The organism is Mycobacterium dioxanotrophicus, assembly GCF_002157835.1.
GTDB classification, from domain to species: Bacteria; Actinomycetota; Actinomycetes; order Mycobacteriales; family Mycobacteriaceae; genus Mycobacterium; species Mycobacterium dioxanotrophicus.
The window spans coordinates 6,743,508-6,767,415 of sequence record NZ_CP020809.1 but is presented as its reverse complement, the minus strand read 5'-3'; the positions used below and the strand labels follow the sequence as shown (position 1 = coordinate 6,767,415).

Sequence of the window (23,908 nt, the reverse complement as noted above, 5' to 3'; positions counted from 1 at the left end):
GGGTAGAGCGCCGAGCTGTCCGGTTACTGCGCCGGATTGGCGCCTACTGCCGGTAGCTGGCCAGGAAGTTGCCGAGACGTTCGATCGCGGCGGACAGGTCACGCGACCACGGCAGGGTGACGATGCGCAGGTGATCCGGTGTGGGCCAATTGAATCCGGTGCCCTGCGTCAGCAGGATCTTCTCCTGCATGAGCAGGTCGAGTACGAGTTGCTCGTCGTCCTGGATGTCGTGGACCTCGGGATCCAGTCGCGGGAACGCGTAGAGCGCCCCGGAGGGCTTCACGCAGGACACCCCGGGGATCTCGTTGAGCTTGGTCCATGCGGTGTCGCGCTGTTCCAGCAACCGGCCGCCGGGCAGCACCAGATCGTCGATGCTCTGATGGCCGCCGAGTGCCACCTGAATAGCGTGCTGCGCAGGCACATTCGGACACAACCGCATGTTGGCCAGCAGGCTGATGCCTTCGATGAAGCTGCTTGCGTGCTCCTTGGGGCCGGTGATCACCAGCCAGCCGGACCGGTATCCGGCGACCCGGTACGCCTTGGACAGCCCGTTGAAGGTCAGCGTCAGCACGTCCGGCGCCACCGACGCCATGGAGATGTGCTTGGCGTCGTCGTAGAGGATCTTGTCGTAGATCTCGTCGGCCAGCAGCATCAGCTGATGCTTGCGCGCCAAATCGGCGATCTGCGTGAGGGTTTCGCGGCTGTACACCGCGCCCGTCGGGTTGTTCGGGTTGATCACGACGATCGCCTTGGTGCGATCGGTGATCTTGGATTCCAGGTCGGCGACGTCGGGGTTCCAGCCCTGCGTCTCGTCGCACAGATAGTGCACCGGAGTGCCGCCGGCCAACGAGGTCGACGCGGTCCACAGCGGGTAGTCCGGCGTGGGGATCAGCACCTGATCGCCGTTGTCGAGCAGGGCCTGCAGGGTCATGGTGATCAGCTCGGAGACACCGTTGCCGAGGAAGACGTCGTCGACGTCGAACCGGGGGAATCCCTCCACCAGCTCGTAGCGGGTGAACACCGCACGGCGGGCGCTGAGAATGCCCTTGGAGTCGGAGTAGCCCTGCGCGTACGGCAGTGCCTGGATGATGTCGCGCATGATCACGTCGGGAGCCTCGAAGCCGAACGGCGCCGGGTTGCCGATGTTCAGCTTGAGGATGCGATGGCCTTCAGCTTCCAGCCGCGAGGCGTGCTCGTGTACCGGCCCGCGAATCTCGTACAGGACATCCTGCAGCTTCGTCGATTGGGCGAACACACGTGGCTTCGGGTGGTGCCCGGTACCCTGCCACGGCAGCTGATGGGTAGTCACGTCCACCATGGTCTCACCGTCGTCCAGTTGTTTTGCAATTTGCGGTGTAAGCCACAGAAACGCCAATGGCCAGTCATGACACACAGTTCACGGAGAACCTGTGCCATAACTGGCCACTGCGCGGTACTGATCTAGCGCTTGCCGGGGCGCCGGGCGCCCGGCTTGATACCCAGGCCCACCACCGGGGGCTCAGGCTTGGCCGGCTCCGCCGGTGCGGCGGGGGCGGCCGCGGCGGGTGCCGGTGCGGCAGGAGCCGCGTTGTTGTTCGGCGCGGCCTTCTTTGCGCCGGGACGACGGGCGCCCGCGGCGATGCCCAGACCCACCACCGGGGGCTCGGGCTTGGCCGGAGCTGCCGCTGCCGGAGCAGGCTGCGCCGCAGCGGCGGGAGCCTGCGCGGCCGGAGCCGCCTTCTTGGCTCCCGGACGCTTGGCACCGGCTGCCAGACCCAGGCCCTTCACCGGAGCGGCGGGTGCCGCAGGCGCTGCCTCCGCAGGAGCCGCGGACGCTGCCGGGGTGGCAGCGGTCTTCTTGGCTCCCGGACGCTTGGCGCCGCCGGCGATGCCGAGGCCCTTGACCGGGCGGCGGGTGCTTCGGCTGCCGGAGCCGCGGATGCTGCCGGGGCGGCAGCGGCCTTCTTGGCTCCCGGACGCTTGGCACCGCCGGCCATGCCCAGGCCGGTGACCGGCTTGGCCGCCGTGTCGGTGGCCGTCGATGCGGCCGGTGCCGCGGTCTGCGCCTCGGGTTCGGCCGCCGCCGGAGCGGGAGCCGCGGCTGCCGCAGCAGCTTCGGCCTTGGCCTCGGCCTCGGCGCGAACGGCCGCGCGAGCTTCGGATTCCTTGGCGGCCGCGCCCTTCTCCGGCAGCGTGATGACGCTCTTGTCCAGCGAGTTCAGCAGCAGCTGGGCCACGTCGAGCACTTCGGCCTTCTCGACGTTGCGGGCCGCGGCCACGTCGTCGACACCGTCGGTGATCATCACGCGGCAGAACGGGCAGCCGGTCGCGATCGTCGAGGCGGTGTCCATCGCCTCTTCGGTGCGCTCGACGTTCACGCGCTTGCCGATGTGCTCTTCCATCCACATCCGCGCGCCACCGGCACCACAGCACAGGCCGCGGTCGGCGTGGCGGGGCATTTCCTTGAGCGTCACACCCGAGGCCTCGACCAGCTCACGCGGAGCCTCGTAGACCTTGTTGTGACGGCCCAGGAAGCACGGGTCGTGGTAGGTGACCTCGGGGCCACCCGTGGACTTGACCGGCACCAGCTTCTTGTCCCGCACCAGGCGGTTGAGCAGCTGCGTGTGGTGCACGACGGTGTAGTTGGCACCCAGCTGCGGGTATTCGCGACCGATCGTGTTGAAGCAGTGCGGGCAGGTCACCACGATCTTGCGGTCGACCGTCTCGACACCCTCGAACAGCTCGTTGATGGTCTCGACGTTCTGCGCGGCCAGCTGCTGGAACAGGAACTCGTTGCCGGAGCGGCGAGCCGAGTCACCGGTACAGGTCTCACCGGTGCCCAGAACCAGGAACTTCACGCCGGAAGCGGCCAGCAGTTCGGCAACGGCCTTGGTGGTCTTCTTGGCGCGGTCCTCGTAGGCGCCGGCGCAGCCGACCCAGAACAGGTACTCGAAGCCGTCGAAGCTCTCGACGTCCTGGCCGTAGACCGGAACGTCGAAGTCGACCTCGTCGATCCAGTTGGTGCGGTCCTTGGCGTTCTGGCCCCAGGGGTTGCCCTTGGTCTCCAGGTTCTTGAACAGCACGCCGAGCTCACCGGGGAACTCAGACTCGACCATGACCTGGTAGCGGCGCATGTCGACGATGTGGTCGATGTGCTCGATGTCCACCGGGCACTGCTCGACGCAGGCGCCGCAGTTGGTGCAGGACCACAGGACGTCGGGGTCGATGACGCCGCCCTGTTCAGCGGTGCCGACCAGCGGGCGCAGCGCCTGCTCGGGGCCGGAACCTCCGATGCGGGCGAAGCCGTCTTCGGGCACACCGTGCGCGTGCAGGCTGTCGCCCAGCTTGGCGAAATCAACCGTGCCCTCTTCGGGCATCGGCTTGCCTTCGATGATGTACGGAGCCTTGGCGAACAGGTGATCGCGCAGGTTCATCATCACGAGCTTGGGGGACAGCGGCTTGCCGGTGTTCCAAGCCGGGCACTGTGACTGGCAGCGACCGCACTCGGTGCAGGTCGCCATGTCGAGGTTGGCCTTCCAGGTGAAGTCCTCGATGCGGCCCTTGCCGAACACCGCGTCCTCGGCGGGATCGTCGAAGTCGATCTTCTCGCCCTTGTACTCCATCGGCAGCAGCGGGCCGAGGCCGTCCGGCAGGCGCTTGAACGTGACGTTGATGGGGGCCAGGCCGATGTGCAGGTGCTTGGAGTGCAGCACGATCAGCAGGAACGCCAGCATGACGCCGATGTGGGCCATCAGTGCCACGGTCTCCAGCCACAGGTTGGCGGTGTGGCCCAGCGGAGCCAGCAGGGCGGCCATGCCGTCGGAGAAGAACGCACCGGACTGGTACGGGAAGGCGGCGCGACCCTCGTAGTTGAGCACGTTGACCGCTGCGCCGCGGAAGATCGCGTAGGTCAGGATGACCAGGAAGATCATGATCAGGATCGTCCAGGCGCCGCCGTTGTGCGAACCGTAGAACCGGGATTCGCGGCCGATCTGCTCGGGGTTCTTGCGGATGCGGATGATCGCGAAGACGACGATGCCGGCCAGCACGGCGACGGCGAAGAAGTCCTGCAGGAAGCCGAGCACCGGCCAGCGGCCGACCAGCGGGATGTGGAACTCGGGGTTGAACAGCACGCCGTAGGCCTCGAGGTACACCGTGGCCAGGACGAAGAAGCCCCACATCGTGAAGAAGTGCGCGAGACCCGGGATGGACCACTTCAGCAGCTTGGACTGCGCGAAGACTTCCTTGTTCTGGTTCAGGAAGCGACGGACCAGATCGTCTTTGCGGCCGCGTTCGTCACCGAGCTTCTGCCCGGAGCTGATCAGTTTCGTCAGCCACGTGATGCGCTTGGCGGCGAATACCAAGACGATCGCTGTTGCCAACAATCCAAGGATCAACCGGCCTGTCGTGAGCATATGCTCCAGGCTGTTTTCCAACGGGGGCCTCCCAGTTTCGTGGTTACTCGCCGGTAACAAAATCCATGTTACTGATCGGTAACTTAAGCTCAGTGCCTGCTTATAGTGACATCAACCACAGAACCCGCGCCACTAAGGTTGCCCTAAGTCGATTTCGGGGCCGTTTGCGGAAGGCTTGCGAACCCGGCGCAGCAGACCACCGCGCGCGTCGTCGACGGGCCGAAACCGAGCCGCGACACGCCCGGGATGCATCACGAAATTCTTCGTTTTTCGGACGTGTGATGGACGCTGTCGTCAGCTCTGAACGGCCAACATCGCCCGCAACATCGACAGCATTTCCGAGCGCGATTCGGCGCCCAGCCGCCGCCGGATGCGGGCCACGTGATGCTCGACAGTCTTCGCCGAAATGAACAACTGGCTGCCGATATCGCGATACGGCATGCCGAGGAGGAGCAGCTCGGCGACCTCGCGCTCCCGGTCGGACAACCGCGCCGCGGAGCTCGATCCGGGCTGGGCCGCAGGCACCGGAGCCTTCGCGAGGGCCGCGACATCGGGCAGCGGTGATTCATCGACCGCGCTGCTCTGCTTGAGGTCGCGGGCCAACTGCAGCATCGCCTGCGACACCCGGGCATCCGGGGTCTGCAGCGCCGCCTGACTGGCCAGCCGAGTGCCGTCCCACGTCAGGCCGTACTGCGCAAGCGCCCGCGCGGCCACGGTGACCTCGTCGGTGTCGACCTGGTTGGCCAGCACCCGAAGCCAAGTGCGCCCCGCATGCGCGAGGGCTCGCGCGAACGCGCTCTGCCCGGCGGCCGCGGTCAGCGCCTGCCCGTGCGGCGCCACCGCGGCCGGCGAATTGGCCAGGATTCCGGCGTGCACGCCTGCCCAGTGCAGCGGCACCGACCACAGCACCGGCTTGCCAAACGAATCCAGCAGATCGAACGCCTGCGACAGGGCATGCTGCATGCGGTCGACCTGGCGCATGCGTGCGCCTGCCACCCACAGTTCACCCAGCGGGAGCAGGGAAAACAGATCGATCGAGTACTCGGCGAGGACCTCCATGGCCGCGTACCAGTGCTGCTGCACGGCGCCGCTGTCGCCGGCGCGGCGCGCGATGGCAGTGCGCAGCGCGGCGGCCCACAGGGCATCCCGCCGGTGCAGGCCGTGGTCTGCCGCGGCCGCATCGGCAGTGGCAGACCCGAGCTGACCGTCCTGCATGCGCACCCAGCCCTGCAGCAGCCGGTGCCGGTGCACGGTGAAAGGCACTTCGTCGGCACCTTCGGCCCGCACGGCCCGACCGATCACACTGCGGGCGCGCACCGGATCGCCTCCGTGCAGCGCAACCAGCGTGACCAGCGCCGACGGAGTGTCCGGGGCGACGGCGCCACCATGATGCTCGCTCGCGAGAGCCTGGCCGAGGCGGGCGACGGTGGCCGCGAACGGCTGATCCAGCGACGACAGCACGCCCTCAGCGAGGCTGTGCGCCGCCCGGGCCGCGGCCGTCGGCGGGCCCGTGCGCTCGGCCGTCAGCGCATCGCGTGCCGTCGGCAGGTCGCCCGCCGCGAGACCCACGACGACGGCCGCCGCACTCACCGAAGCATCCGGATACGGGCCCAGCCACCGGAACAGATCCGCTGCCGCCACGGCGTTGCCGTCATGGGCGGCGACACTGGCAGCGACCCGGACCGCCGCCGCCCGCTGGCCGGCGTCGTCGGATTCCAGCAGTTCATCGGCCATCCGGCCGGCCGTCGCGCAATCGCCCGTCAGGGCCAGCGCATCGGCCAGCCGCGCACTACCCGAGATGGACCCGGCCTTGGCGGCGGCCCGGTACAGCGCTGCCGCGCGGGCCGGGCGGCCGTGCACCTCGACCGCACGCTCGATCAGTGCATCGGCCAACCGGTCGTCGCGCAGACCGTGCTCGGCCAGCTGCACCGCAAGATCCGCCGACAGCGTCGACATCCCCAACTGCGAATTCAGCAGCGACGTCTCGATCTCGTGATGCCGCGCGGCCCCCGCGATCTGCGCGAGGCACTCGTGCACGAGCCGCACGAACCGGCGATCGTAGGACGGTTCGACAAGGCCGCAGGCCCGGGCCCGGTCGACGAGGTCGACTGCGTCGGCGCCGCTGCAATGCAACGCCGCGGCCACGTCATCGGGACCAAGGCCCTGACTCAGTGACGTGATCAGCAGGGTGTCGCGGGTGCGTTCATCGATGCGGCGCAAGCGGTCGATCAGGGCGAACCGGGCGGACTGCTCGGGCGGCGTCGTGGCCTGCGCGGCCGCGGTCACCAGCAACGGCAGGCCGGCGGTCGCGATCAGGACCGAGCGGACGGTTTCGGACGACGGGGATGCGCCCAGGGCGGTCGTGAGGATGTGGTTGACCTCGGTAGCGGGCAGCGGGCCAAGGATGACTTCCGGGCTTTCCCGCTGCAGCGCGGTGGCCAGTGCCCGCAGTGCCGGCCGGTGCGCCAGGGGTGCGGCCGCGACCACCACGGTCGCTGCCGGATCGGTGATGTGCTCGACGAACGCAGCGAGTTCGGCGTCGGCGAGCAGGTGCGCATCGTCCACGACGTACGCCGCATCTGCGGCGTCCTCGGCGCGGGGCGGACGGGTCAGTACCACCCGCCCGGCATCGCGCAGCGCGCCGCGCACAGCGGCCAGCACTGACGTCTTGCCGGTCCCGATGCCACCGGTCACCAGCAGTTTCGTCGGCGCGGTCGGCGTAGCGAGCACAGCCGCGACGGCGCGGCGGGCAGCCGGCGGCAGGTCCATGCCGGTGTCCGGCGCCGGGTGCGACATGACCGACTAGGCGCCGCCGCCGGCCGCGGTCGTGGTGACCGGCGGTTGTGTCGTGGTCGGCGGCTTGGTGGTGGTCGGTTGGGTTGTCGTCGGTTGGGTTGTCGTCGGCGCTGTCGTGGTCGGCTGGGTGGTCGTTGTCGTCGTGGTGGGCGCCGTGGTGGTGGTCGTTGTCGTGGTGGTTGTCGTGGTCGGACTCGTGGTCGTGGTGGTGGGCGACTCGCTCGTCGTGGTGCCGGACGTGGCGGTGTCCGTCGGCGTGTGCGTCTGGGTGATGACGGTTGTCGGGGTGATGACGGTGGTGGTGCCCTGACCGTCCGGGCCGACGGTGACCGTGGTGACCGGCGGCAACATCGAGACCGTGGTGCTGGTCTCGGTCACCGGCGTCGAGTCGCCAGACGAGCTGGTCAGCGTCACGGCGAGACCACCCGCCGCGAGCAGGACCGCGGCGGCCGCCGCCGCGAACAGGATCACCGGCCGCCTGTACCAGGGCAGTGGTGCGGGCTCGGCCTCGAACGCCTCTTCTTCGTGGGCGAACGCCATCTGCGGGCGGGCCGAGGTCGGGCCCGTCCCGCCGCTCTCGTAGTTGTAGTTGTAGTCCGGTCCGGCGTAGGGGACCGGTTCGTCGGTGGGGGCGTCGTCGTCCTGCGACCACGCGAGCGAGCGGAACGTCGCGGACGCGGCGCCGTCGGCCGCGGCAGCACCGGCCGCGCCCGCCGCCCAGGCGCTCGGCGCCATGCCGGTCGGGACGTCCGCGGGTTGATCCCCGGCGCCAGACCGGTCGGCGCGTCGGCCGCGATGATCCCGGGGCCATCCCGGTCGGGGCGCCTGCGTCGGCGACGACGTCGGCCACGAGCGCTGCACCCGCCGCGGCGGTCAGCTGCGGCTGCGGCGACGTGACGACCGGTGCGCGCAGGTGCTCCGACAGCCGCTGGGTCACCAGTGGGATCGCGGCCGAGCCGCCGACCGTCGCCACCGCTGTCACGCTCGACAACGCAATGTTGTTGCGCTGCAGCATGTCTGCGACGCTGTTCAGTAGCCCGGTCAGTGGCTCGGCGACGAGTTGTTCGAGCTCGGAGCGCGTCACCCGGACATCGGAGGTGAACCCGGGAAGGTCGGTCGGGACGACAGCGACGGTGTCGGCGGACAACTGTTCCTTGGCCTGGCGGCAGTCGGAACGCAACCGGGCCAGTGAACCGACCGCGGCCGTCCCGGCCGGGTCGGCATTGCCTGCAGCGGCGACACCGCTGAGCACATGGTTGAGCAGCGCCTGATCCACCTGGTCGCCGGAGAAGTCCGGGTATCGCACGGTCTGGCCGATTTGGGACAGGCCCGCGCTCGCGTCGGCCAGTGTCACGCTGGTGCCGCTGCCGCCGAGGTCGCACAGCACCACGACGCCTTCGGTGGGCAGGCCGGGACCGGTGCGCAACGCCGCGAGCGCGGCCAGGGAGTCGGGGACGAGTTCGGCGGGAATGCCGTCGGGAGCCAGGGCGGGTCTGCCGCGCAGCGCGCCGCGCAGTGCGCCGCGCAGTGCGCCGACAGCGGCGGGGCCCCAGTAGGCCGGGACGGCGATCGTGACGGGTGCACCACCACCGACAGCGTGGGCCATCGCGTCGAGGGCCTCGGCGAGTGCGAGCTCACCGCGATGCTGCGAACCGTCGGCGGCGACGATCGGCACGGGGTCGCCCACCCGCTCGACGAACCCCGTCAGCGCCAGGCCATGACCGCCGTATTCGCCGACCTCGGGAGCTCGGTCGGCGAACAGCGTGAGGATCGAGCGGCGAACGACCGGCGGACGGCCCTCGCGGGCAGCCACCAGGTTGGTTGTCCCGATCGACAACCCCAGTGCGTCGGTCATCAGGCGTCACTCCTGTGTTGTCTGGGCCGTCCCCACGATAGCGGCTGGCCCCCCGGTGTCGAGGATCCATCCCCTAGTCGCCAGAATCCCCTAACAGCCGACCCCCTAATTGGACCGCCAAGGGGGTGGGTTGGACACCGATCCCAGTGACGCCACTGGTGGATAGCATCGATGACAGCCGTCACGAGACGGGGCCGAGATGGTCACAAGAGAGTAAGGAAGGTGTCATGGCGAATTCGCTCCTCGACTTTGTCATGTCACTCGTGCGCGATCCGGACGCCGCCGCGCGCTATGCCGCCGACCCGTCGCAAGCCATCTCCGATGCCCACCTGACCGGAGTGACCAGCGTCGATGTCAACAATCTCATTCCGGTGGTGTCCGAATCACTGACCGGCGGCGAGGGGTTCGGCACCGAACCCGCGAGCAACGTCTGGGCCAGCGGGGCGGCCACGGCCGCGTTCGACGCCTTCGGCGACCATGTGCCCGCCGCGGCCACGCTCGCCGATACCGGGCACACCGTGGACCACGTGATCACCCAGCCGGACCACATCGCGCCCGCCGCGCTCGATGACTACTTCACCGACAGCGGGACCACCACTCAGTCACTCGACGATTCATCGCTGCAGCTCAGCGACCCCGTCATCGATGACGCACCGGCCACCCACGCCGACTTCGGTACCGAGTGGGCAGCCCCCGCAGTGGACGATCACCACCACGATGGTGGGGCCGGCTTCGATCTGTTCAGCTGAACGCAGCCGCATCTAACCGTAGCGAATTAGCGCACAACCTCTTTGGTTGTGCGCTTTTTGACGTTGACGTGCATAGATGGCGACCTCCCAGGATCTGACCATATTTGCTTCAGGAACCCCTAGCGATCCCCTAATCCCCTAATGGGTCCCCATTCGCCAGCCCCGGTGGGCCTGCGGGAGGGAGGGGATCCGGCCCCGTTTGCGGGGGCTTGCGGGGCCCATAACGTTGTCACCAGTTCGCCGGGACGCCCCGGAACGAGAACCAGAACCTCAGGCAAGACACAACGAAAGGCAGTACCGAGATGACCACTCTGATCGACTTCATCATGGACCTGTTCCGCAGCCCCGCCGCTGCCGCCGCCTACGTGGCCGACCCGGAAGGCGCGCTGCGCGACGCCGGCCTGCCGAACGTGTCCGCCGCGCAGCTGGCCTCGGTGGCCGCCACCGCCGCTCCGGCCGGTCTGGCCCTGGGTAACGGTGATCCGGTCTACGGCCTGCAGCGGGCAGTCGCCGACTACCACAACATCGCCTCCCCGTTCTCCCCGCAGACGGCCTTCACCTCGCAGCCGACCTTCGCGCCGCAGACCGACACCTCCCTGATGGGCGGCAACTCGACCGACCTGGCCAGCCACAACAACGTGCCGATCATGAGCCCCAACCAGGACGCCGGCGCCAACGCCCAGCAGGGTGCGTTCAACCTGGGCTTCGGCGACATCACCCTCGGCGACAAGACCAGCACGACCAACACCGCCACCAACGGCGGCGTGGTCAACACCGGTCACTCCAGCGGTCCCATCGTCACCGGTGACGGCGCAGTGCTCGGCCACGGCAACACGGTCAACAACGGCGATGTCTGGGCCGGGTCCGGCTCGCACGTCGCCGTCGGCCAGGGCAACGAGATCTCGGACAGCTCGCAGCACGCAGGCGGTCAGATCATCTCCGGTAACGACGGACCGGTCATCAGCGGCAACGACATGAGCGGTGGCCACGGCGGTGGCGCGAGCGCCAGCGGCAGCGGCGGTGGCCTGCTCAACATCGGCGGCAGCGGCGGCCACGCCAATGCCGGCGACGGCGGCAACGCCGGCTCGATCATCGTGACCAGCAACGACAGCCACGCAGTCGGCGGCAACCAGACCACCGCGGGTCACGACGTCGGCAGCGGCAACACCAGCTCGATCGACTCGTCGGTGCACACCGCGTCGTCGACCCACACCTCGCTGTCCGATCAGTCGGTGCACGACAGCTCGGTGGGCAACACGAGCACGGTGCACAGCGACAGCTCGGTGCACAGCTCGGTCACCGACGATTCGGTGCACCAGGTCGGTGGCCTGCACACCAACGTGTCGACCACCAACGATGTGGCCAGCCACAACACCGTCGACCCGCACGCCGGGTTCCACGGCTTCTGATCGGAACAGCACCGCTACTGGCGGGGACCGCAAAGGTCCCCGCCAGTTCGCCGTTTACCGTTAGAGGCCGGAGGGTTTCCCTATGACGCAATCGAACGACCCGCGCAAAGTAGCGGTCATCGTCGAGCTGATCGACCACACCAGCAGGATCGCCGGCGCCAGAGACCGTGGCGACCTCGTCGAAAGCCTGGCCCGCGCCAAGGAGCGCATCACCGACCCGCACATCCGGGTGGTGATCGCCGGCCAGCTCAAACAGGGCAAGAGCCAGCTGCTCAACTCGCTGTTGAACATGCCGGTGGCCCGCGTCGGCGACGACGAGAGCACGGTGCTGGCCACCATGGTGTCCTACGGCGAGCAGCCGTCGGCCCGGCTCGTGGTGGCGCGGCCAGACGGAGCCGAACCCGAACTCATCGACATCCCGCCGGGCGAACTGCGCAACGATCTGCGCCGCGCCCCGCAGGCCGGCGGGCGCCAGGTGTTGCGGGTCGAGGTGACCGCGCCGAGCCCACTGCTGCAGGGCGGGCTGGCGTTCATCGACACCCCCGGCGTGGGCGGGCATGGGCAGCCGCACCTTTCGGCGACGCTGGGCTTGCTGCCCGACGCCGACGCGATGCTTATGGTCAGCGACACCAGCCAGGAGTTCACCGAACCCGAGCTGAGGTTCATCCGTCAGGCGCTCGAAATATGCCCGGTGGCAACGATTGTCGCGACCAAGACCGATCTGTACCCGCATTGGCGGGACATCGTCGCTGCCAACACCGCCCACCTGCAGCGCGCGGGTCTGAATGTGCCGGTTACTCCGTTGTCTTCCGTGCTGCGCAGCCATGCGATCCAGCTCAATGACAAGGAACTCAACGAGGAGTCCAACTTCCCGGCCATCGTCAACTTCCTTTCCGAACGGGTGCTGTCGCGTGAGAACGACCGCATCCGCGATCAGGTGGTCGACGACATCCGGTCTGCCGCAGAGCATTTGAAGCTCGCTGTGGAAACGGAGCTGGCCTCGATCAACGATCCGGAGATACGCGCACAGCTGACCAGCGAGCTGGAGCGTCGCAAGCAGGAGGCGCAGGACGCCCTCGCGCAGAGCGCGCTGTGGCAGCAGGTGCTCAACGACGGTATCGCCGATCTCACCGCCGACGTGGATCACGATCTGCGGCAACGGTTCCGGACCATCAGCGCGCACACCGAGAAGATGCTCGACAAGGTCGACCCCACCGCGCACTGGGCCGAGATCGGTGCTGAGCTGGAGGACGCGGTGGCCACCGCGGTCGGCGACAACTTCGTGTGGGCCTATCAGCGGGCCGAGGCGCTGGCCGCCGAGGTGGCCGACACCTTCGCCAAGGCCGGGCTGGACGCTGTGGCCCTGCCGCAGCTCGATGCGCGTGAAATGGGCGCTGGTTTCGGGGAATTCAGCTCGGTGCAGAAACTGGAGGCCGGGCCCATCCGGGCGGGCCACAAGCTGGTCACCGGTATGCGGGGTTCCTATGGCGGCGTGCTGATGTTTGGCATGATCACCTCGTTCGCCGGCCTCGGCATGTTCAACCCGCTGTCGCTGGGTGCGGGACTCCTGCTGGGCCGCAAGGCTTACAAGGAGGACATGGAGAACCGGATGCTGCGGGTCCGCGGCGAAGCCAAGGCCAACGTGCGCAAGTTCGTCGATGACGTGGCGTTCGTGGTGGGCAAGGAATCCCGTGACCGGCTCAAGGCCATCCAGCGTCAGCTCCGCGATCACTATCGTGACGTGGCCAACCAGACGAACCGCTCACTCAACGAATCCCTGCAGGCCACGCTCTCGGCGGCCAAGGTCGAGGAGAACGAGCGCAACACCCGGGTGGCCGAGCTGGAGCGTCAGCTCAACATCCTCAAGCAGGTGGTCGAGCATGCTGGGAACCTCGCCCAGGGAGCACCGCTAGGCTCGCGGGGTTAAGTGAAAGGGTCGGATTTCGCAGCGTGAGCACGAGCGATCAGGTACGGACGATTCTGGGCGGCACCATCCAGGCGTACCGGGGCGACCCGGCGTACCGTGACCGGCCCGACGTGCACAACGAACTCGACCGGATCGGGCGCAGGCTCAACCAGCCGATTCGCATCGCGCTGGCCGGCACACTCAAGGCGGGCAAGTCCACGCTGGTGAACGCGCTGGTCGGGGAGGACATCGCACCCACCGACGCCACCGAGGCGACGCGCATCGTCACCTGGTTCCGGCACGGCCCCACCCCGAAGGTGACGGCCAACCACCGCGGGGGGCGCCGGTCCAATGTGCCGATCGCACGCGACCCCCACGACCGGGGCCTGACGTTCAGTTTCTCGGCGCTGGATCCCGTCGACGTGGTCGACCTGGACGTGGAGTGGCCTGCCGCCGAACTGATCGACACCACGATCATCGACACCCCGGGCACGTCGTCGCTGTCGCGTGACGTCTCCGAACGCACGCATCGGCTGCTGGTGCCCGAGGACGGGGTGCCGCGCGTCGACGCGGTGGTCTTCCTGCTGCGCACGCTCAACGCCGCCGATATCGCCCTGCTCAAACAGATCGGGGAGCTGGTCGGCGGTTCGGCGGGCGCGCTCGGCGTGATCGGGGTGGCGTCGCGGGCCGACGAGATCGGTGCCGGCCGCATCGACGCCATGATGTCGGCCAAGGACGTCGCGAAACGGTTCACCGCCGAGATGGACAAGACCGGTATCTGCCAGGCCGTGGTGCCGGTGTCCGGGTTGCTCGCGCTGACTGCCCGCACGCTGCGTCAGAGCGAGTTCGTGGCGCTGGAGAAGCTCGCCGGGGTCGACTCCGCCGAGATCAACAAGGCAATGCTGTCGGTGGATCGCTTTGTGCGCGAGGACAGTTCGCTGCCGGTGGACGCGGCGACTCGCGCGGCGCTGCTCGAGCGGTTCGGCATGTTCGGCATCAGGATCTCCATCGCGGTGCTGCGTGCGGGCATCACCGATTCGGTGGCGCTGGCCGACGAACTGCTCGAGCGCAGTGGCCTGGTCGCGCTGCGCGATGTCATCGACCAGCAGTTCGCGCAGCGCTCCGATCTGCTCAAGGCGCACACCGCGCTGCTGTCGCTGCGGCAGTTCGTGCAGCACAACCCGATCTACGCGACTCCCTACATCCTGGCCGACATCGACCCGCTGCTCGCGGACACGCACGCGTTCGAGGAGTTGCGGCTGCTCAGCCAGCTGCGCGGGCGCCCGACGACGCTCAACGAGGACGAGATGGCGTCGTTGCGCCGCATCATCGGAGGGTCGGGCACCGACGCCGCGAGTCGGCTCGGGCTGCAGCCCGACACGCCGTATGACGGGCCGCGCGCGGCGTTCGCGGCCGCACAGCGCTGGCGTCGGCGAGCCGAGCACCCGCTCAACGACCCGTTCACCACCCGCGCGTGCCGGGCCGCGGTACGCAGCGCCGAGGCGTTGGTTGCCGAATATTCGGCCCGCAACCGCTGACGCCAGCGAGGAGCCGGAGGCGGATCGCGCATCGGCGGGTGCAACGAATCAGGGCCCGCGACCGACATAGAAGGTATGCGTGGTTGCCTGGGGTTGTCGGTTGGTGCGACCAACCTGACAGCGGTTGTTGACCAGGCGCCGATCGTGCGGCGGAGCGTGCTGACCCTGTTCCGGGACCGCATGCCCGAGGTCGGCGTCTTGGACGGAGACGGTCTTGTCATCAGCGGCTTCGTGGAGCGGGTCGGTGATCCGATCCCGCTGCTCGCTGCCGACGGCTCGGCCCACCGCGGCGAGCAATTGCTGGCCGCGGCGGTCGAGTCGATGACCCGGGCCGCCAGTCCGGCGCAGCGTCCCGAGCGCACCGTCGTGGCGGTACCCGCGTACTGGGCCCCGGCCGCGTTTGACGCGGCCCGCGCCGCGATGCCAGGGGTGCGGGTGGTGTCCGACGCCGTTGCGGCGTTGACGGCGATGCAGGCACATCCCGGGCTGCCGGCCCGCGGCATCGTCGCCCTTGCCGATTTCGGGGCCACCGGAACCAGCCTGACGCTCGCCGATGCCGGTGCGCGTTTCGCGCCGATCGGACAGACCGTGCGGTACGACGATTTCTCCGGTGATCTCGTCGACCAGGAACTGCTGCGCCACGTGCTGAGCAGCCTCGACGCCGACGCCTCGGGTACCGCGGCGGTGGCCGCACTGTCCCGGCTGCGTGAGGAATCGCGGGCCGCCAAGGAACGGTTGAGCTACGAGGCCGCCACCGGGTTGCCCGGCCCGATGCCGGGGAGCACGTTGCGGCTCACCCGTGCCGAGCTCGAGGCGGTCATCGACGCGCCGCTGGGCGGGGTGGTCGAGGCGCTGCACGACCTCCTGCGGCGCAACGGCGTGCACCCGGCACAGCTGGCGGCGCTGGTGACCGTCGGCGGAACGGCGCGGATTCCCCTTGTCACGCAGCGTCTTTCGGAAGCCTTCCGGATGTCGGTGACCACCGTCGCGCAGGCTCAGGTGGTGACCGCGATCGGTGCCGGTCTGCTGGCCCGCCGCGGTGAGGCCGAGACGGCGGCGACCCGGGCGGTGACGGCCGCACCCTTCGTCGCCGCATCGACGACCGGCACAGTCGCTGCTTCGTCGCTGGCACCGGCCGCGCTGGCCTGGTCGGTCAGCGATCCGGCCGCCGAGGTCATGGACTACATCCCGGAATCGGTGTCTGAGGATTCGGCCAGGCCCGCATTCGTGTTCGCCGAAGCGCCGCGCGAGCCCTCTGCGGCGGCCCGCACCCCGTGGTACCGCGGCATCCTGGTGTGCGCGGCGGCGCTGCTCACGGTCGTCGGCACCGCGGGCCTGCTGCTGTCGGCCCACGCCGACAAGATGGACGCCACGCCTGCCAACGGCCCGGCGGCACCCGGACTCGCACCGGCGGAGGCGCCACTGGCCCAGGTCGGTGCGGCACCGCCGACCCGCACCGTCGTCGTGCAGGATCCCGCGGTACCCGCTCCCGCCCCGCGGCGTCGCCGTCGTCCGCGCCGTATTCGGTCCAGCGCCAGCAGGTGGCGTCGGCTCCGGCGCCGCAGGCCGCTCCGGCCCCGGCTTTGCCCCAGGCCGCGGACCCGGCTCCGGCTGACCTTCCCGCTCCGGTCGCGGTGCCGCCGGCCCCCGAGCTGCCGCCCATCGCGCAGTTGCCCATCCCGGCGCTGCCGCTGCCGCAGTTACCGGTACCGCAGCTACCCGTGCCGCAGTTGCCGATCCCGACGTTCACGCCGCCCCCGCCGCCGACGCACACGCCTGCGCCGGAACCGACCCAGTCCCCAACGCCCGAGCCGACGCACACGCACACCGCGCCGCCCCCGCCGCCCGAGCCGACGCACACTCAGGCGCCGGAGCCCACGGTTGCGCCGAGCGCACCGCCGAAGCCGTCGCATTCGACGGAGCCGACGACGTCTACGGTGCCTACGCCGTAATCGCTGCTAGTTGCCGTGCCTGCGGGGGAACTCGGGAATGGTCACGGTGTTGGTGACGACGGTGGTGCTCGTGCTGACGGTCACCGAGGGTTCGGTCGTCGTCGTGGTGACCGGCGCCTCCGTCGTCGTGGTCGTCGTGCCCGGGTCCGTGGTCGTCGGGGTGTCCGGCGCCTGGGTTTCGGTGACGGTCTGCGTGGCCGGCGGCACTACCGCGGTGCTCTGCTGTGCCGGGGTGGTGGTCGCTGTCGTCGACGACGTGGTCGAGGAGGTCGTCGTGACGCTCGCGGGCTTCGCGTCGCCGCCCGACGAAAACAGCTGCACGATCGCGTAGACGACCAGGGCCGCGACGATGGCGCCGAGTGCTCCGAGCCCGACCAGGGCAGCCGGTTTGCGGTACCAGGGGACGGGTTCAGGAGCAGGTGGCTCGGGTTGCGTTCCGTAGTCGCCGTAGTCGCTGTAACTCTGGGCGTACTGAGTCGGCTCGTTGTCGTCGGAGTAGTAGTTCGACACGCCAACCGATGTTAGGCGGACTCAGTTTCTCGACCGGATACGCGTAGGTGGATGAGCGTGGGTCGGTCGGCGTTCAGCGCGGCCCCGACGGCATCGGCCAATAGTGCGGCGGACTCGAGGGACACCCCGTGGCAGCCGAGGGATCGCGCCAGCGCGGCGAAGTCGGGGCTGGCCAGATCAACCGCGTGCACGGTGTCACCGCGGTCGGCCATCTCGTTACGGATCTCGCCGTAGCCTCCGTTGTCGACGATCACGACGGGTATGGCCAAACCGGCCTGCGCGGCAGCCGCGAGCTCGGCGATGGTGAACATGACACCGCCGTCACCGAGCAACGCCACCACTTGGCGTTGTGGCGCTGCGATTTTCGCGCCGATCGCAGCCGGCAGACCGTAGCCCAGGGTGCCCACCCCGGTCGGATAGAGAAAGGACCGGGGCCGGTGCAGCGGAAGGTTCGACAGTGCGCCGTAATAGCAGGCCATCGCGCTGTCGGCGGCAATCAGGGCGCTGTCGTCGAGTGCGGCGTCCAACGCGGCACACAGCTCGAGGTAGGCACTGCCTTCTTGTGCAGCGTCCTGCCGGAGCAATCGCCGCCACTGCGCGGAAGATTCGCGACCATCGGTGCGCCCTGCGGTGGTGAGGCCCGTGAGCAGCGAGGAGATGGTCTCGGCGGCGTCACCGACCAGAGCGACGGCGGGGGAGATGTTTGTCGCCGCGGCCGTCGGATCGATGTCGATGCGAATCACGGTGCTCTGCTGCGCTATTGGTCCCCACCACCAGTCCGAGGGGGCCAGCTCGGTGCCGACAGCCACGACCACATCGCTCGCGGCCACCAACTCCTTGACGGTGGGGTGATGGACGCCGGCGCCCAGCGACAACGGATGTGTCTCGGGCAGAACGCCTTTGCCGTTGGCAGTCGTGATCACCGGCGCTTGCAGTGCTTCGGCGAGATCACGGACTTCGTTCGCCGCGCCCGATGCGCCGCCGCCGACGATCAGCAACGGGTGCTCGGCGGCATCCAAAAGCTCCGTCGCCGCTCGAATCGACTCCGGATTCGGACGAACCGGGCGACCGGCGTAGGGCGGCACCAGCGCCGTGGTGGCCTCGAGATCGAGGAGGTCCAGCGGGATTTCCAGGTACGCAGGCCGGGGACGCGTACTCGTCATCGCCGCAAAGCACTGCGCGACCGCCAACGGTATCTCTTCGACAGTGGTCACGCGTTGCGCATGCCCGACGATCGAATCCATCGCGCGGAATTGGTCTTTCACCTCGTGGAGGTACCCGTTGCCCCGGCTCGGGTGATGCAGCGGCAGCCCCGGCGCGATGAACAGGACGGGCACGGAATCCGAATAGGCCTGGGCTGCCGCGGCTGCGGCGTTGAGGATGGCCGGTCCGGTGGTCGTGATCACCACCCCTGGCTTGCCGCTGGCCCGGGCGTAGCCGTCGGCGGCGTAGCCGGCACCCTGTTCGTGGCGTGCCAGAACGTGCCGGATACCCGCGCCGCCCAGCGCGGCGTAGACCGGCAGATTGTGCGTTCCGGGGATCCCGAAGACCACGTCGACGCCGTGGAGGGTCAACGCGTCGACCAGAGCTTGGCCGCCGCTGCGGCGCTGTCCGGCGGGCGCGATCGTGGCTTCGGTGTGGGTGCTCATGAGTCCTTCCTGGGGTCGTGCGCGATCTCGTTGGGCCGCAGGCTAACTGGGGTACGCGGTGGTCAACTTGGCGAGCCGGTCGGTGGCCATGGTGTACGCGGCGGCGCGCGCGGTGATCTTGTCGGCGGCCGACAACGCGAACATCTCGCTGCTCAACTCGCGCAGCCGCGTGGAGATCTTGGCGAAGGACTGCTCGGCACTTCCGTCGATGTCGCCGAACAGGACCCACCACCACCACGCGTTGGTCGCGGAATTGGCCACGAAGTCCGGAACGATCACGATTCCCCGTGCGGCCATGTCGGTTTCGGCTTCCGGGGTGACAGGCATGTTGGCCGCCTCGACGACCAGTTTGGCCGTCACCTCATGCTGGTTGGTGGCGTTGATGCAGTAGGACGTGGCGGCGGGGACCAGCACGTCGGCGGCCACCGACAGCCAGCGGTCACCGGGCAGCTCGACATCGTCGGGGCCCAGCTCGGTGCGGTTGACCCCGCCGCTGGGTGTGCGCGTCAGCAGCAGCCGCTCCACGTCGAGTCCGTTCGGGTTGGCGACGACGCCGTGCACGTCGGCGATACCCACCACCCGCACGCCGGCCCGCTGCAGGTACCGGGCGGTCGCCCCGCCCATCGACCCGAAGCCCTGGATGAATGCCGTGGCGGTATCCGGGCGCAGGTCGTGCAATTCCATTGCAGCCAGTGCCGCTTCGGCGACGCCGTAGCCGCCGACCAGCTCATCGAGCTTGACGCCGTCGACGTCCGTGCCGAACGCGACCCGCATCCGGGCTTGCGCCTGCTCGGGATCGTCGACGTGTTGGTAGGCCGCGTCCACCGAGCTGCCGAGACCGATCTGGGCAATGCACTTGTCAACGGTCTCCTGGCGAACGCCGAAGTCTTCGCCCATCGTCCAGCGTTGCTCGATGAGAGGTTTCATCGCTTCCAGATAGCGGTAGAGCACCGACTCTGCCGCCGGATCGGAAGGTTCGAAGTCGATACCGCCCTTGGCGCCGCCCAGCGGAACGTAGCGCGCGGCCTCTTCGTAGTGGATGGCCTCCTTGAGGGTCATACCCCGGGCCAAACCGCGGACCTCGTCCAGCGAGCAGCCTTTGCGCATCCGCAGGCCGCCGCTGCTGATGCCGCGCACGAGCCGGTCGAGCACGAGGTATCCGCGGGCACCGGTGATCGGGTCCGTCCAGATCGCCTCGAAAACCGGCGAGTCGTCGGCCTGCTCGACCGAACCGATGGCATTGGGCAAAGAAAGAGACATGTGACTCCCCAAAAGTGACTGACTAAGCAGTCAGTATGGAGAGTGCGTCAGGTCACGTCAAGTGTGGCTTGGATCGTCGCCGCGCTATGCGGATGGTGCCGGCAGCCCCAGCTCGTTGCGCAGGGCGTCCTCGGTCCAGCGGTGAATCTCCTCGGTGGTCACTGCCCCGCCGAGGGCGACCGACTGAACTGCCAGGCCGTCGAGGAGCAGCGTGAGGCGCCAGGCCGCCCCATGCGGATCGGGGGTGTGGAATTCCCCGGAACCCACGCCTTCCGCGATGAGCATCGCCACGGTCTGGCGCCACTGTGAGTCCATGTTCTTGACGACTTTCCGCAAGTTCTCGTCATGCAGGCCTGCTGACCACGATTCGATCCACAGCCGCCAGCCGAGCGCGTTTCCGGTGGGTCCGTAGTGACGTAAAACCGCGCGCAGTCGATCGAGCACCGACTCGTTCGCGACACTGTCGAGCGTGTTGCGGAGTTGGGTCAAATCGCGTTCGGCGGCAACGGCGAACGCGTGTTCAACCAGATTCGCCAGCGTCTCGAAGTGGTAGAAGATCAGGCCCGTGCTCACGCCGAGGCGTTTGGCGATGTCGACGGTGCGAAGCTGGCCGACGCCGTTCTCGGTGATGAACTCGATGGTCGTGGCCACGATGTCGTCGGCGCGGCCAGGGGACTGTTTCTGTGATCGGACCACATCGGCACCGTACCCGGCCTCATCTGCGCAGGTGGCGCAGTGATGACGCTCGCGGCCTTGACAAATTGTGACGCGCGCCGCACAGTCTTCCTGCTTACTGATTGAGCAGTCAGTTGTTATTGGCCTCTCACGCGCCCGGTCCACTTGGACGTGCATGGACAGTGGCAGAACCAGGAGAAACCGCTATGACGCAACAAATCATCGAGGAACCAGAGATCGAGCGTCCCAGAGCGCGGCTGCGGCAAGGGCTCCGCCGCTTCGATGTCTTTTTCCTGCTGCTGTGCTCGCTGGTCGGGCTGGACACCATCGGCGCGCTGGCTGCCTCGGGGCCCGAGGCGTTTGCCTGGCTACTCGTCTTCTCGGTGGTGTTCTTCGTGCCCTACGGGTTGATCGTCAGCGAACTGAGCTCGACCTTTCCGCTTGAAGGCGGCCAATACACCTGGGTACGTATGGCATTCGGGCGCGGCGTGGCATCCGTGGCGCAGTTCGTGTACTGGCTGTCCAACCCGGTGTGGGTCGGCGGTGCCTTGGCGGTGGTCGCACTGGCCACCTTCCAGACCTTCATCCATCCCTTACCAGGGGCGTGGACGTACGTCTTCGGCCTGGCTTTCGTGTGGGCGGGCGTCTTGGCGGTGTCCGTGTCACTGAAAGCCGGTCGCTGGGTGCCCATCGCCGGTGCCGTGGCACGCATCGTCCTCCTCGGATTCTTCTTCGTGTCGACGGTGATCTACGGCGTCATCCACGGAATCCAACCGCTCACGGCATCGGACTTCTCCCCGTCGTACCTGGGCTTCCTCGCGCTGGCACCCCTGATCGTGTTCACCTTCGTCGGGTTCGAGGTTTCCTCGGCGGCGGCCGAGGAAATGGAAGCCCCGCAACGCACCATCCCGCTCGGTGTCATGCGCTCAGGGCTCGCCGCGTTCCTGATGGTCGCCGCTCCGGTGGTGGCGATTCTGGTGGTCTTGCCACGTGACCAGGTCAGCCATCTGAGCGGATTCCTCGACGCCGCCAAGCTCGTCTTCACTATCTACGGAGGCCATGTCGGCCCGGACGGAACCGTCGAATTGACCGGTGCGGGTGAGGTTATCGGCGTCGTCTGCGCCGCAGGCGTCATCATCGCCCTCTTCACCAGCGGCGTGAGCTGGGCGATCGGTGAGAGTCGCGCCCAGGCCACCGCGTGCTCAGACGGTAGCGGCCCCGCGTGGCTCGGCCAGATCTCCGAACGGTTCGGCACGCCCGTCCGTATCAACGTCTTGGCCGGAATCCTGGCGACCGTGGTGATGATCGCGGCGCTGAACTTCACGTCCGGTGACATCGGCAAGTACTTCAGCGTGGGGCTCAACCTGGCCATCTCGATGACCATGGTGGCCTATCTGGTGATGTTCCCGGCGCTGATGGTTCTGGACCGCAAATACCCTGACGCCAATCGGCCGTTCCGCATCCCGGGAGGTACCGTCGGCCGGTATCTGTGTTCAGCAGCAGCCACACTCGTGGTCATCTTCACCCTGATTCAGCTGCTCTACCCGGGCGCCGGCCTCGGTCTGTTCGGCTCTCCCGGCACCCCCGATGACGCGCTGCCTGCCGGATTCGCCGGGGACCGCCTGGATTACGAACTCGGCCAGCTGATTCCGATGGCGTTGTTCATCGCCACGGGGATCGCGTTCTATCTGATCGGGCAGCGAGAGCTGCGACGCGAGCGCAACGCCGTCCTGGCGCTCGACGACCCGCTGGGGTGATGACGGGCGGCCTCAGTTTCCCGGCAACGGATAGAGCGTGCGCGTCACATTCGTGCGGACCCGTGGGCGGCTGGTGCTGGTGTCGCCGGCATGGCTGCGGGTGGTGGGCAGCTCCCCGGTCGTCGATGGGCTGGTCGACGATGTGTCGCTCGATGACGAGGTGTCCGACCCCGAAGTGGTGGCGGCGTCCGAAGGTCCCATGATCTCGGAGGTGCTCACCGGCGGGGTGGTCGTGATGGTGGCTGTCGTGGTCGTCGTGGACCCCGCAGGCGTCGACGACGAAAACGTCGGATCGACAAACTGGGTCGGTGCCTCCTCCGGACTGTTGGCGCTGCTGGTCAGGCTCACCACGCCCCACACCAGCAGGGCGATGACGCCGAGGGCTACGGCGCTCGCACCAGCGACCGCCGACGTCGAATGGTGCCAGGGCTGATCATGAGCCCGGTCGTCGTCGTCCTTGGCGGTCACGGGGTCCGATGATAATCGCGTTACCTGGTCTTGCCCCTATCAGTTCAATTGGCGGATGACCTCGGTGGAGAACAGTTCGACGTGGTCCAGATCGGCCATATCGAGCACCTGCAGGTAGACCCGCTGCACGCCGGCTTCGACGAACGGAGCCAACTTGTCGACGATCTCCGCGGGTGTCCCGACCAGCGGCGAATTGCTGCGAAGCTCGTCGACTTCGCGGTTGATGGCGGCCGCCCGGCTGGCGATCTCGGCGTCGGTGCGTCCCGCACACAGCACGAACGCCGCGGAGTAGGTGAGCGAGTCGGGGGCTCTCCCGGCGGCAGCAACCGCGGCGGCGACCCGGGCGAACTGCGCCTTGAGGACGTCGAGGGGGACGAACGGGATGTTGAACTCGGCGGCGAATTCCGCGGCCAGCGCAGGCGTGCGCTTGGGGCCGCCGCCTCCGATGATGATCGGCGGATGCGACTGCGTGGGCTTGGGCAGGGCCGGTGAGTCGACGACGGTGTAGTGCTTGCCGTCGAAGTCGAATTTGTCCCCGACCGGGGTGTCCCACATGCCGGTGATGATCCGCAGCTGTTCGGTGAGCCGGTCGAACCGTTCACCCAACGGCGGGAACGGGATGGCGTAAGCCTGGTGCTCGGCTTCGAACCAGCCCGCTCCAATACCCAATTCGACACGGCCACCGCTCATTTCATCGACCTGTGCGACGGAGATGGCCAATGGACCCGGGTGGCGGAAGGTCGCCGAGGTGACCATGGTGCCCAGGCGAACGGTCGAGGTCTCGCGGGCGATACCGGCCAGCGTCACCCAGGAATCAGTCGGGCCGGGCAGGCCATCGCCGCTCATCGCCAGGTAGTGGTCGGACCGAAAGAATGCCGAGTAGTTCAGCGCTTCGGCCGCTCGGGCGACAGCGAGCTGATCGGAGTACGTAGCGCCTTGCTGGGGTTCGACGAACACACGGAAGTCCATGGGCGCCAGCGTATCGGGCAT

The 23,908-nt window shown here is 68.2% G+C and carries 15 protein-coding genes and 2 pseudogenes; 7 read left to right on the top strand and 10 right to left on the bottom strand.

Going from position 1 to position 23,908, the window contains the following annotated elements:
- Nucleotides 1–43 precede the first annotated feature (43 nt).
- The 5 genes and pseudogenes from BTO20_RS32895 to BTO20_RS41425 form a co-directional block, all read right to left on the bottom strand.
- Nucleotides 44–1,318, bottom strand: a complete 1,275-nt coding sequence (locus tag BTO20_RS32895; RefSeq protein ID WP_087080228.1) for a pyridoxal phosphate-dependent aminotransferase — start codon at nt 1,316–1,318, stop codon at nt 44–46.
- A gap of 122 nt (nt 1,319–1,440) precedes the next feature.
- Nucleotides 1,441–4,394 (bottom strand): annotated as a pseudogene (locus BTO20_RS32890) (heterodisulfide reductase-related iron-sulfur binding cluster).
- Between the two features lie 294 nt (nt 4,395–4,688).
- Entirely contained in the window at nt 4,689–7,190 is a 2,502-nt protein-coding gene (gene iniR / locus BTO20_RS32885) for an isoniazid response ATPase/transcriptional regulator IniR (RefSeq protein WP_087080226.1), read from the bottom strand.
- Nucleotides 7,191–7,196: 6 nt separating this feature from the next.
- On the bottom strand, nt 7,197–7,925 hold the full coding sequence (locus tag BTO20_RS41430; RefSeq protein WP_408632229.1) for a hypothetical protein: 729 nt from the start codon (nt 7,923–7,925) through the stop codon (nt 7,197–7,199).
- Nucleotides 7,926–8,082: 157 nt separating this feature from the next.
- Nucleotides 8,083–8,796 (bottom strand): annotated as a pseudogene (locus tag BTO20_RS41425) (Hsp70 family protein); the annotation flags it as partial.
- Nucleotides 8,797–9,272: 476 nt separating this feature from the next.
- Between BTO20_RS41425 and BTO20_RS32875 the strand changes: the two are divergent.
- The 5 genes from BTO20_RS32875 (at nt 9,273) to BTO20_RS32855 (ending at nt 16,609) form a co-directional block, all read left to right on the top strand.
- Nucleotides 9,273–9,794 (top strand): Rv0340 family IniB-related protein, encoded by a 522-nt coding sequence (locus BTO20_RS32875; RefSeq protein WP_087080224.1) that lies wholly within the window; start codon nt 9,273–9,275, stop codon nt 9,792–9,794.
- Nucleotides 9,795–10,096: 302 nt separating this feature from the next.
- Nucleotides 10,097–11,203: an IniB N-terminal domain-containing protein gene (locus BTO20_RS32870; protein WP_087080222.1), complete on the top strand. Its 1,107-nt coding sequence runs from the start codon at nt 10,097–10,099 to the stop codon at nt 11,201–11,203.
- Between the two features lie 82 nt (nt 11,204–11,285).
- Complete coding sequence (iniA, locus tag BTO20_RS32865; protein WP_087080220.1) at nt 11,286–13,130, top strand: isoniazid-induced dynamin-like GTPase IniA; 1,845 nt, start codon at nt 11,286–11,288, stop codon at nt 13,128–13,130.
- A gap of 23 nt (nt 13,131–13,153) precedes the next feature.
- Nucleotides 13,154–14,647 carry a dynamin-like GTPase family protein gene (locus BTO20_RS32860; protein WP_087080218.1) on the top strand — a complete coding sequence of 498 codons (1,494 nt, stop codon included), beginning with the start codon at nt 13,154–13,156 and terminating at the stop codon, nt 14,645–14,647.
- Between the two features lie 144 nt (nt 14,648–14,791).
- Nucleotides 14,792–16,609 carry an Hsp70 family protein gene (locus BTO20_RS32855; RefSeq protein WP_232490926.1) on the top strand — a complete coding sequence of 606 codons (1,818 nt, stop codon included), beginning with the start codon at nt 14,792–14,794 and terminating at the stop codon, nt 16,607–16,609.
- Here the strand turns inward: BTO20_RS32855 and BTO20_RS32850 are convergent.
- The 4 genes from BTO20_RS32850 to BTO20_RS32835 all read right to left on the bottom strand — a co-directional run bounded on the left by BTO20_RS32850 (nt 16,606) and on the right by BTO20_RS32835 (nt 20,714).
- The gene (locus tag BTO20_RS32850) at nt 16,606–17,109 is read right to left on the bottom strand and encodes a hypothetical protein (RefSeq protein WP_087080216.1); all 504 of its coding nucleotides are present in this window, start codon (nt 17,107–17,109) and stop codon (nt 16,606–16,608) included. The genes BTO20_RS32855 and BTO20_RS32850 overlap by 4 nt on opposite strands.
- An 11-nt stretch (nt 17,110–17,120) precedes the next feature.
- The gene (locus BTO20_RS32845) at nt 17,121–18,758 is read right to left on the bottom strand and encodes a thiamine pyrophosphate-binding protein (protein WP_087080213.1); all 1,638 of its coding nucleotides are present in this window, start codon (nt 18,756–18,758) and stop codon (nt 17,121–17,123) included.
- Between the two features lie 42 nt (nt 18,759–18,800).
- Entirely contained in the window at nt 18,801–20,018 is a 1,218-nt protein-coding gene (locus BTO20_RS32840; protein ID WP_087080211.1) for a Glu/Leu/Phe/Val dehydrogenase dimerization domain-containing protein, read from the bottom strand.
- Nucleotides 20,019–20,102: 84 nt separating this feature from the next.
- A complete protein-coding gene (locus BTO20_RS32835; protein WP_232490925.1) occupies nt 20,103–20,714 on the bottom strand; it encodes a TetR/AcrR family transcriptional regulator in 612 nt (203 codons plus the stop codon).
- 185 nt (nt 20,715–20,899) lie between these two features.
- Between BTO20_RS32835 and BTO20_RS32830 the strand changes: the two genes are divergently transcribed.
- Nucleotides 20,900–22,450, top strand: a complete 1,551-nt coding sequence (locus tag BTO20_RS32830; RefSeq protein WP_087080207.1) for an APC family permease — start codon at nt 20,900–20,902, stop codon at nt 22,448–22,450.
- Nucleotides 22,451–22,487: 37 nt separating this feature from the next.
- Nucleotides 22,488–22,883, top strand: coding sequence for a hypothetical protein (locus BTO20_RS32825; protein WP_232490924.1), 396 nt, complete (start codon nt 22,488–22,490; stop codon nt 22,881–22,883).
- Nucleotides 22,884–22,957: 74 nt separating this feature from the next.
- On the opposite strand, the gene BTO20_RS32820 is transcribed toward BTO20_RS32825, so the two are convergent.
- Entirely contained in the window at nt 22,958–23,887 is a 930-nt protein-coding gene (locus BTO20_RS32820; RefSeq protein WP_087083003.1) for a TIGR03560 family F420-dependent LLM class oxidoreductase, read from the bottom strand.
- Nucleotides 23,888–23,908 lie beyond the last annotated feature (21 nt).

Coding starts and splice junctions, on each gene's coding strand:
- BTO20_RS41430 (WP_408632229.1), bottom strand. CDS start 7,925: ATGGCGCCGAGCGCCTGGGCGGCGGGCGCGGCCGGTGCTGCCGCGGCC.
- BTO20_RS32840 (WP_087080211.1), bottom strand. CDS start 20,018: ATGTCTCTTTCTTTGCCCAATGCCATCGGTTCGGTCGAGCAGGCCGAC.
- BTO20_RS32875 (WP_087080224.1), top strand. CDS start 9,273: ATGGCGAATTCGCTCCTCGACTTTGTCATGTCACTCGTGCGCGATCCG.
- BTO20_RS32845 (WP_087080213.1), bottom strand. CDS start 18,758: ATGAGCACCCACACCGAAGCCACGATCGCGCCCGCCGGACAGCGCCGC.
- BTO20_RS32830 (WP_087080207.1), top strand. CDS start 20,900: ATGACGCAACAAATCATCGAGGAACCAGAGATCGAGCGTCCCAGAGCG.
- iniR (WP_087080226.1), bottom strand. CDS start 7,190: ATGTCGCACCCGGCGCCGGACACCGGCATGGACCTGCCGCCGGCTGCC.
- iniA (WP_087080220.1), top strand. CDS start 11,286: ATGACGCAATCGAACGACCCGCGCAAAGTAGCGGTCATCGTCGAGCTG.
- BTO20_RS32895 (WP_087080228.1), bottom strand. CDS start 1,318: ATGGTGGACGTGACTACCCATCAGCTGCCGTGGCAGGGTACCGGGCAC.
- BTO20_RS32820 (WP_087083003.1), bottom strand. CDS start 23,887: ATGGACTTCCGTGTGTTCGTCGAACCCCAGCAAGGCGCTACGTACTCC.
- BTO20_RS32870 (WP_087080222.1), top strand. CDS start 10,097: ATGACCACTCTGATCGACTTCATCATGGACCTGTTCCGCAGCCCCGCC.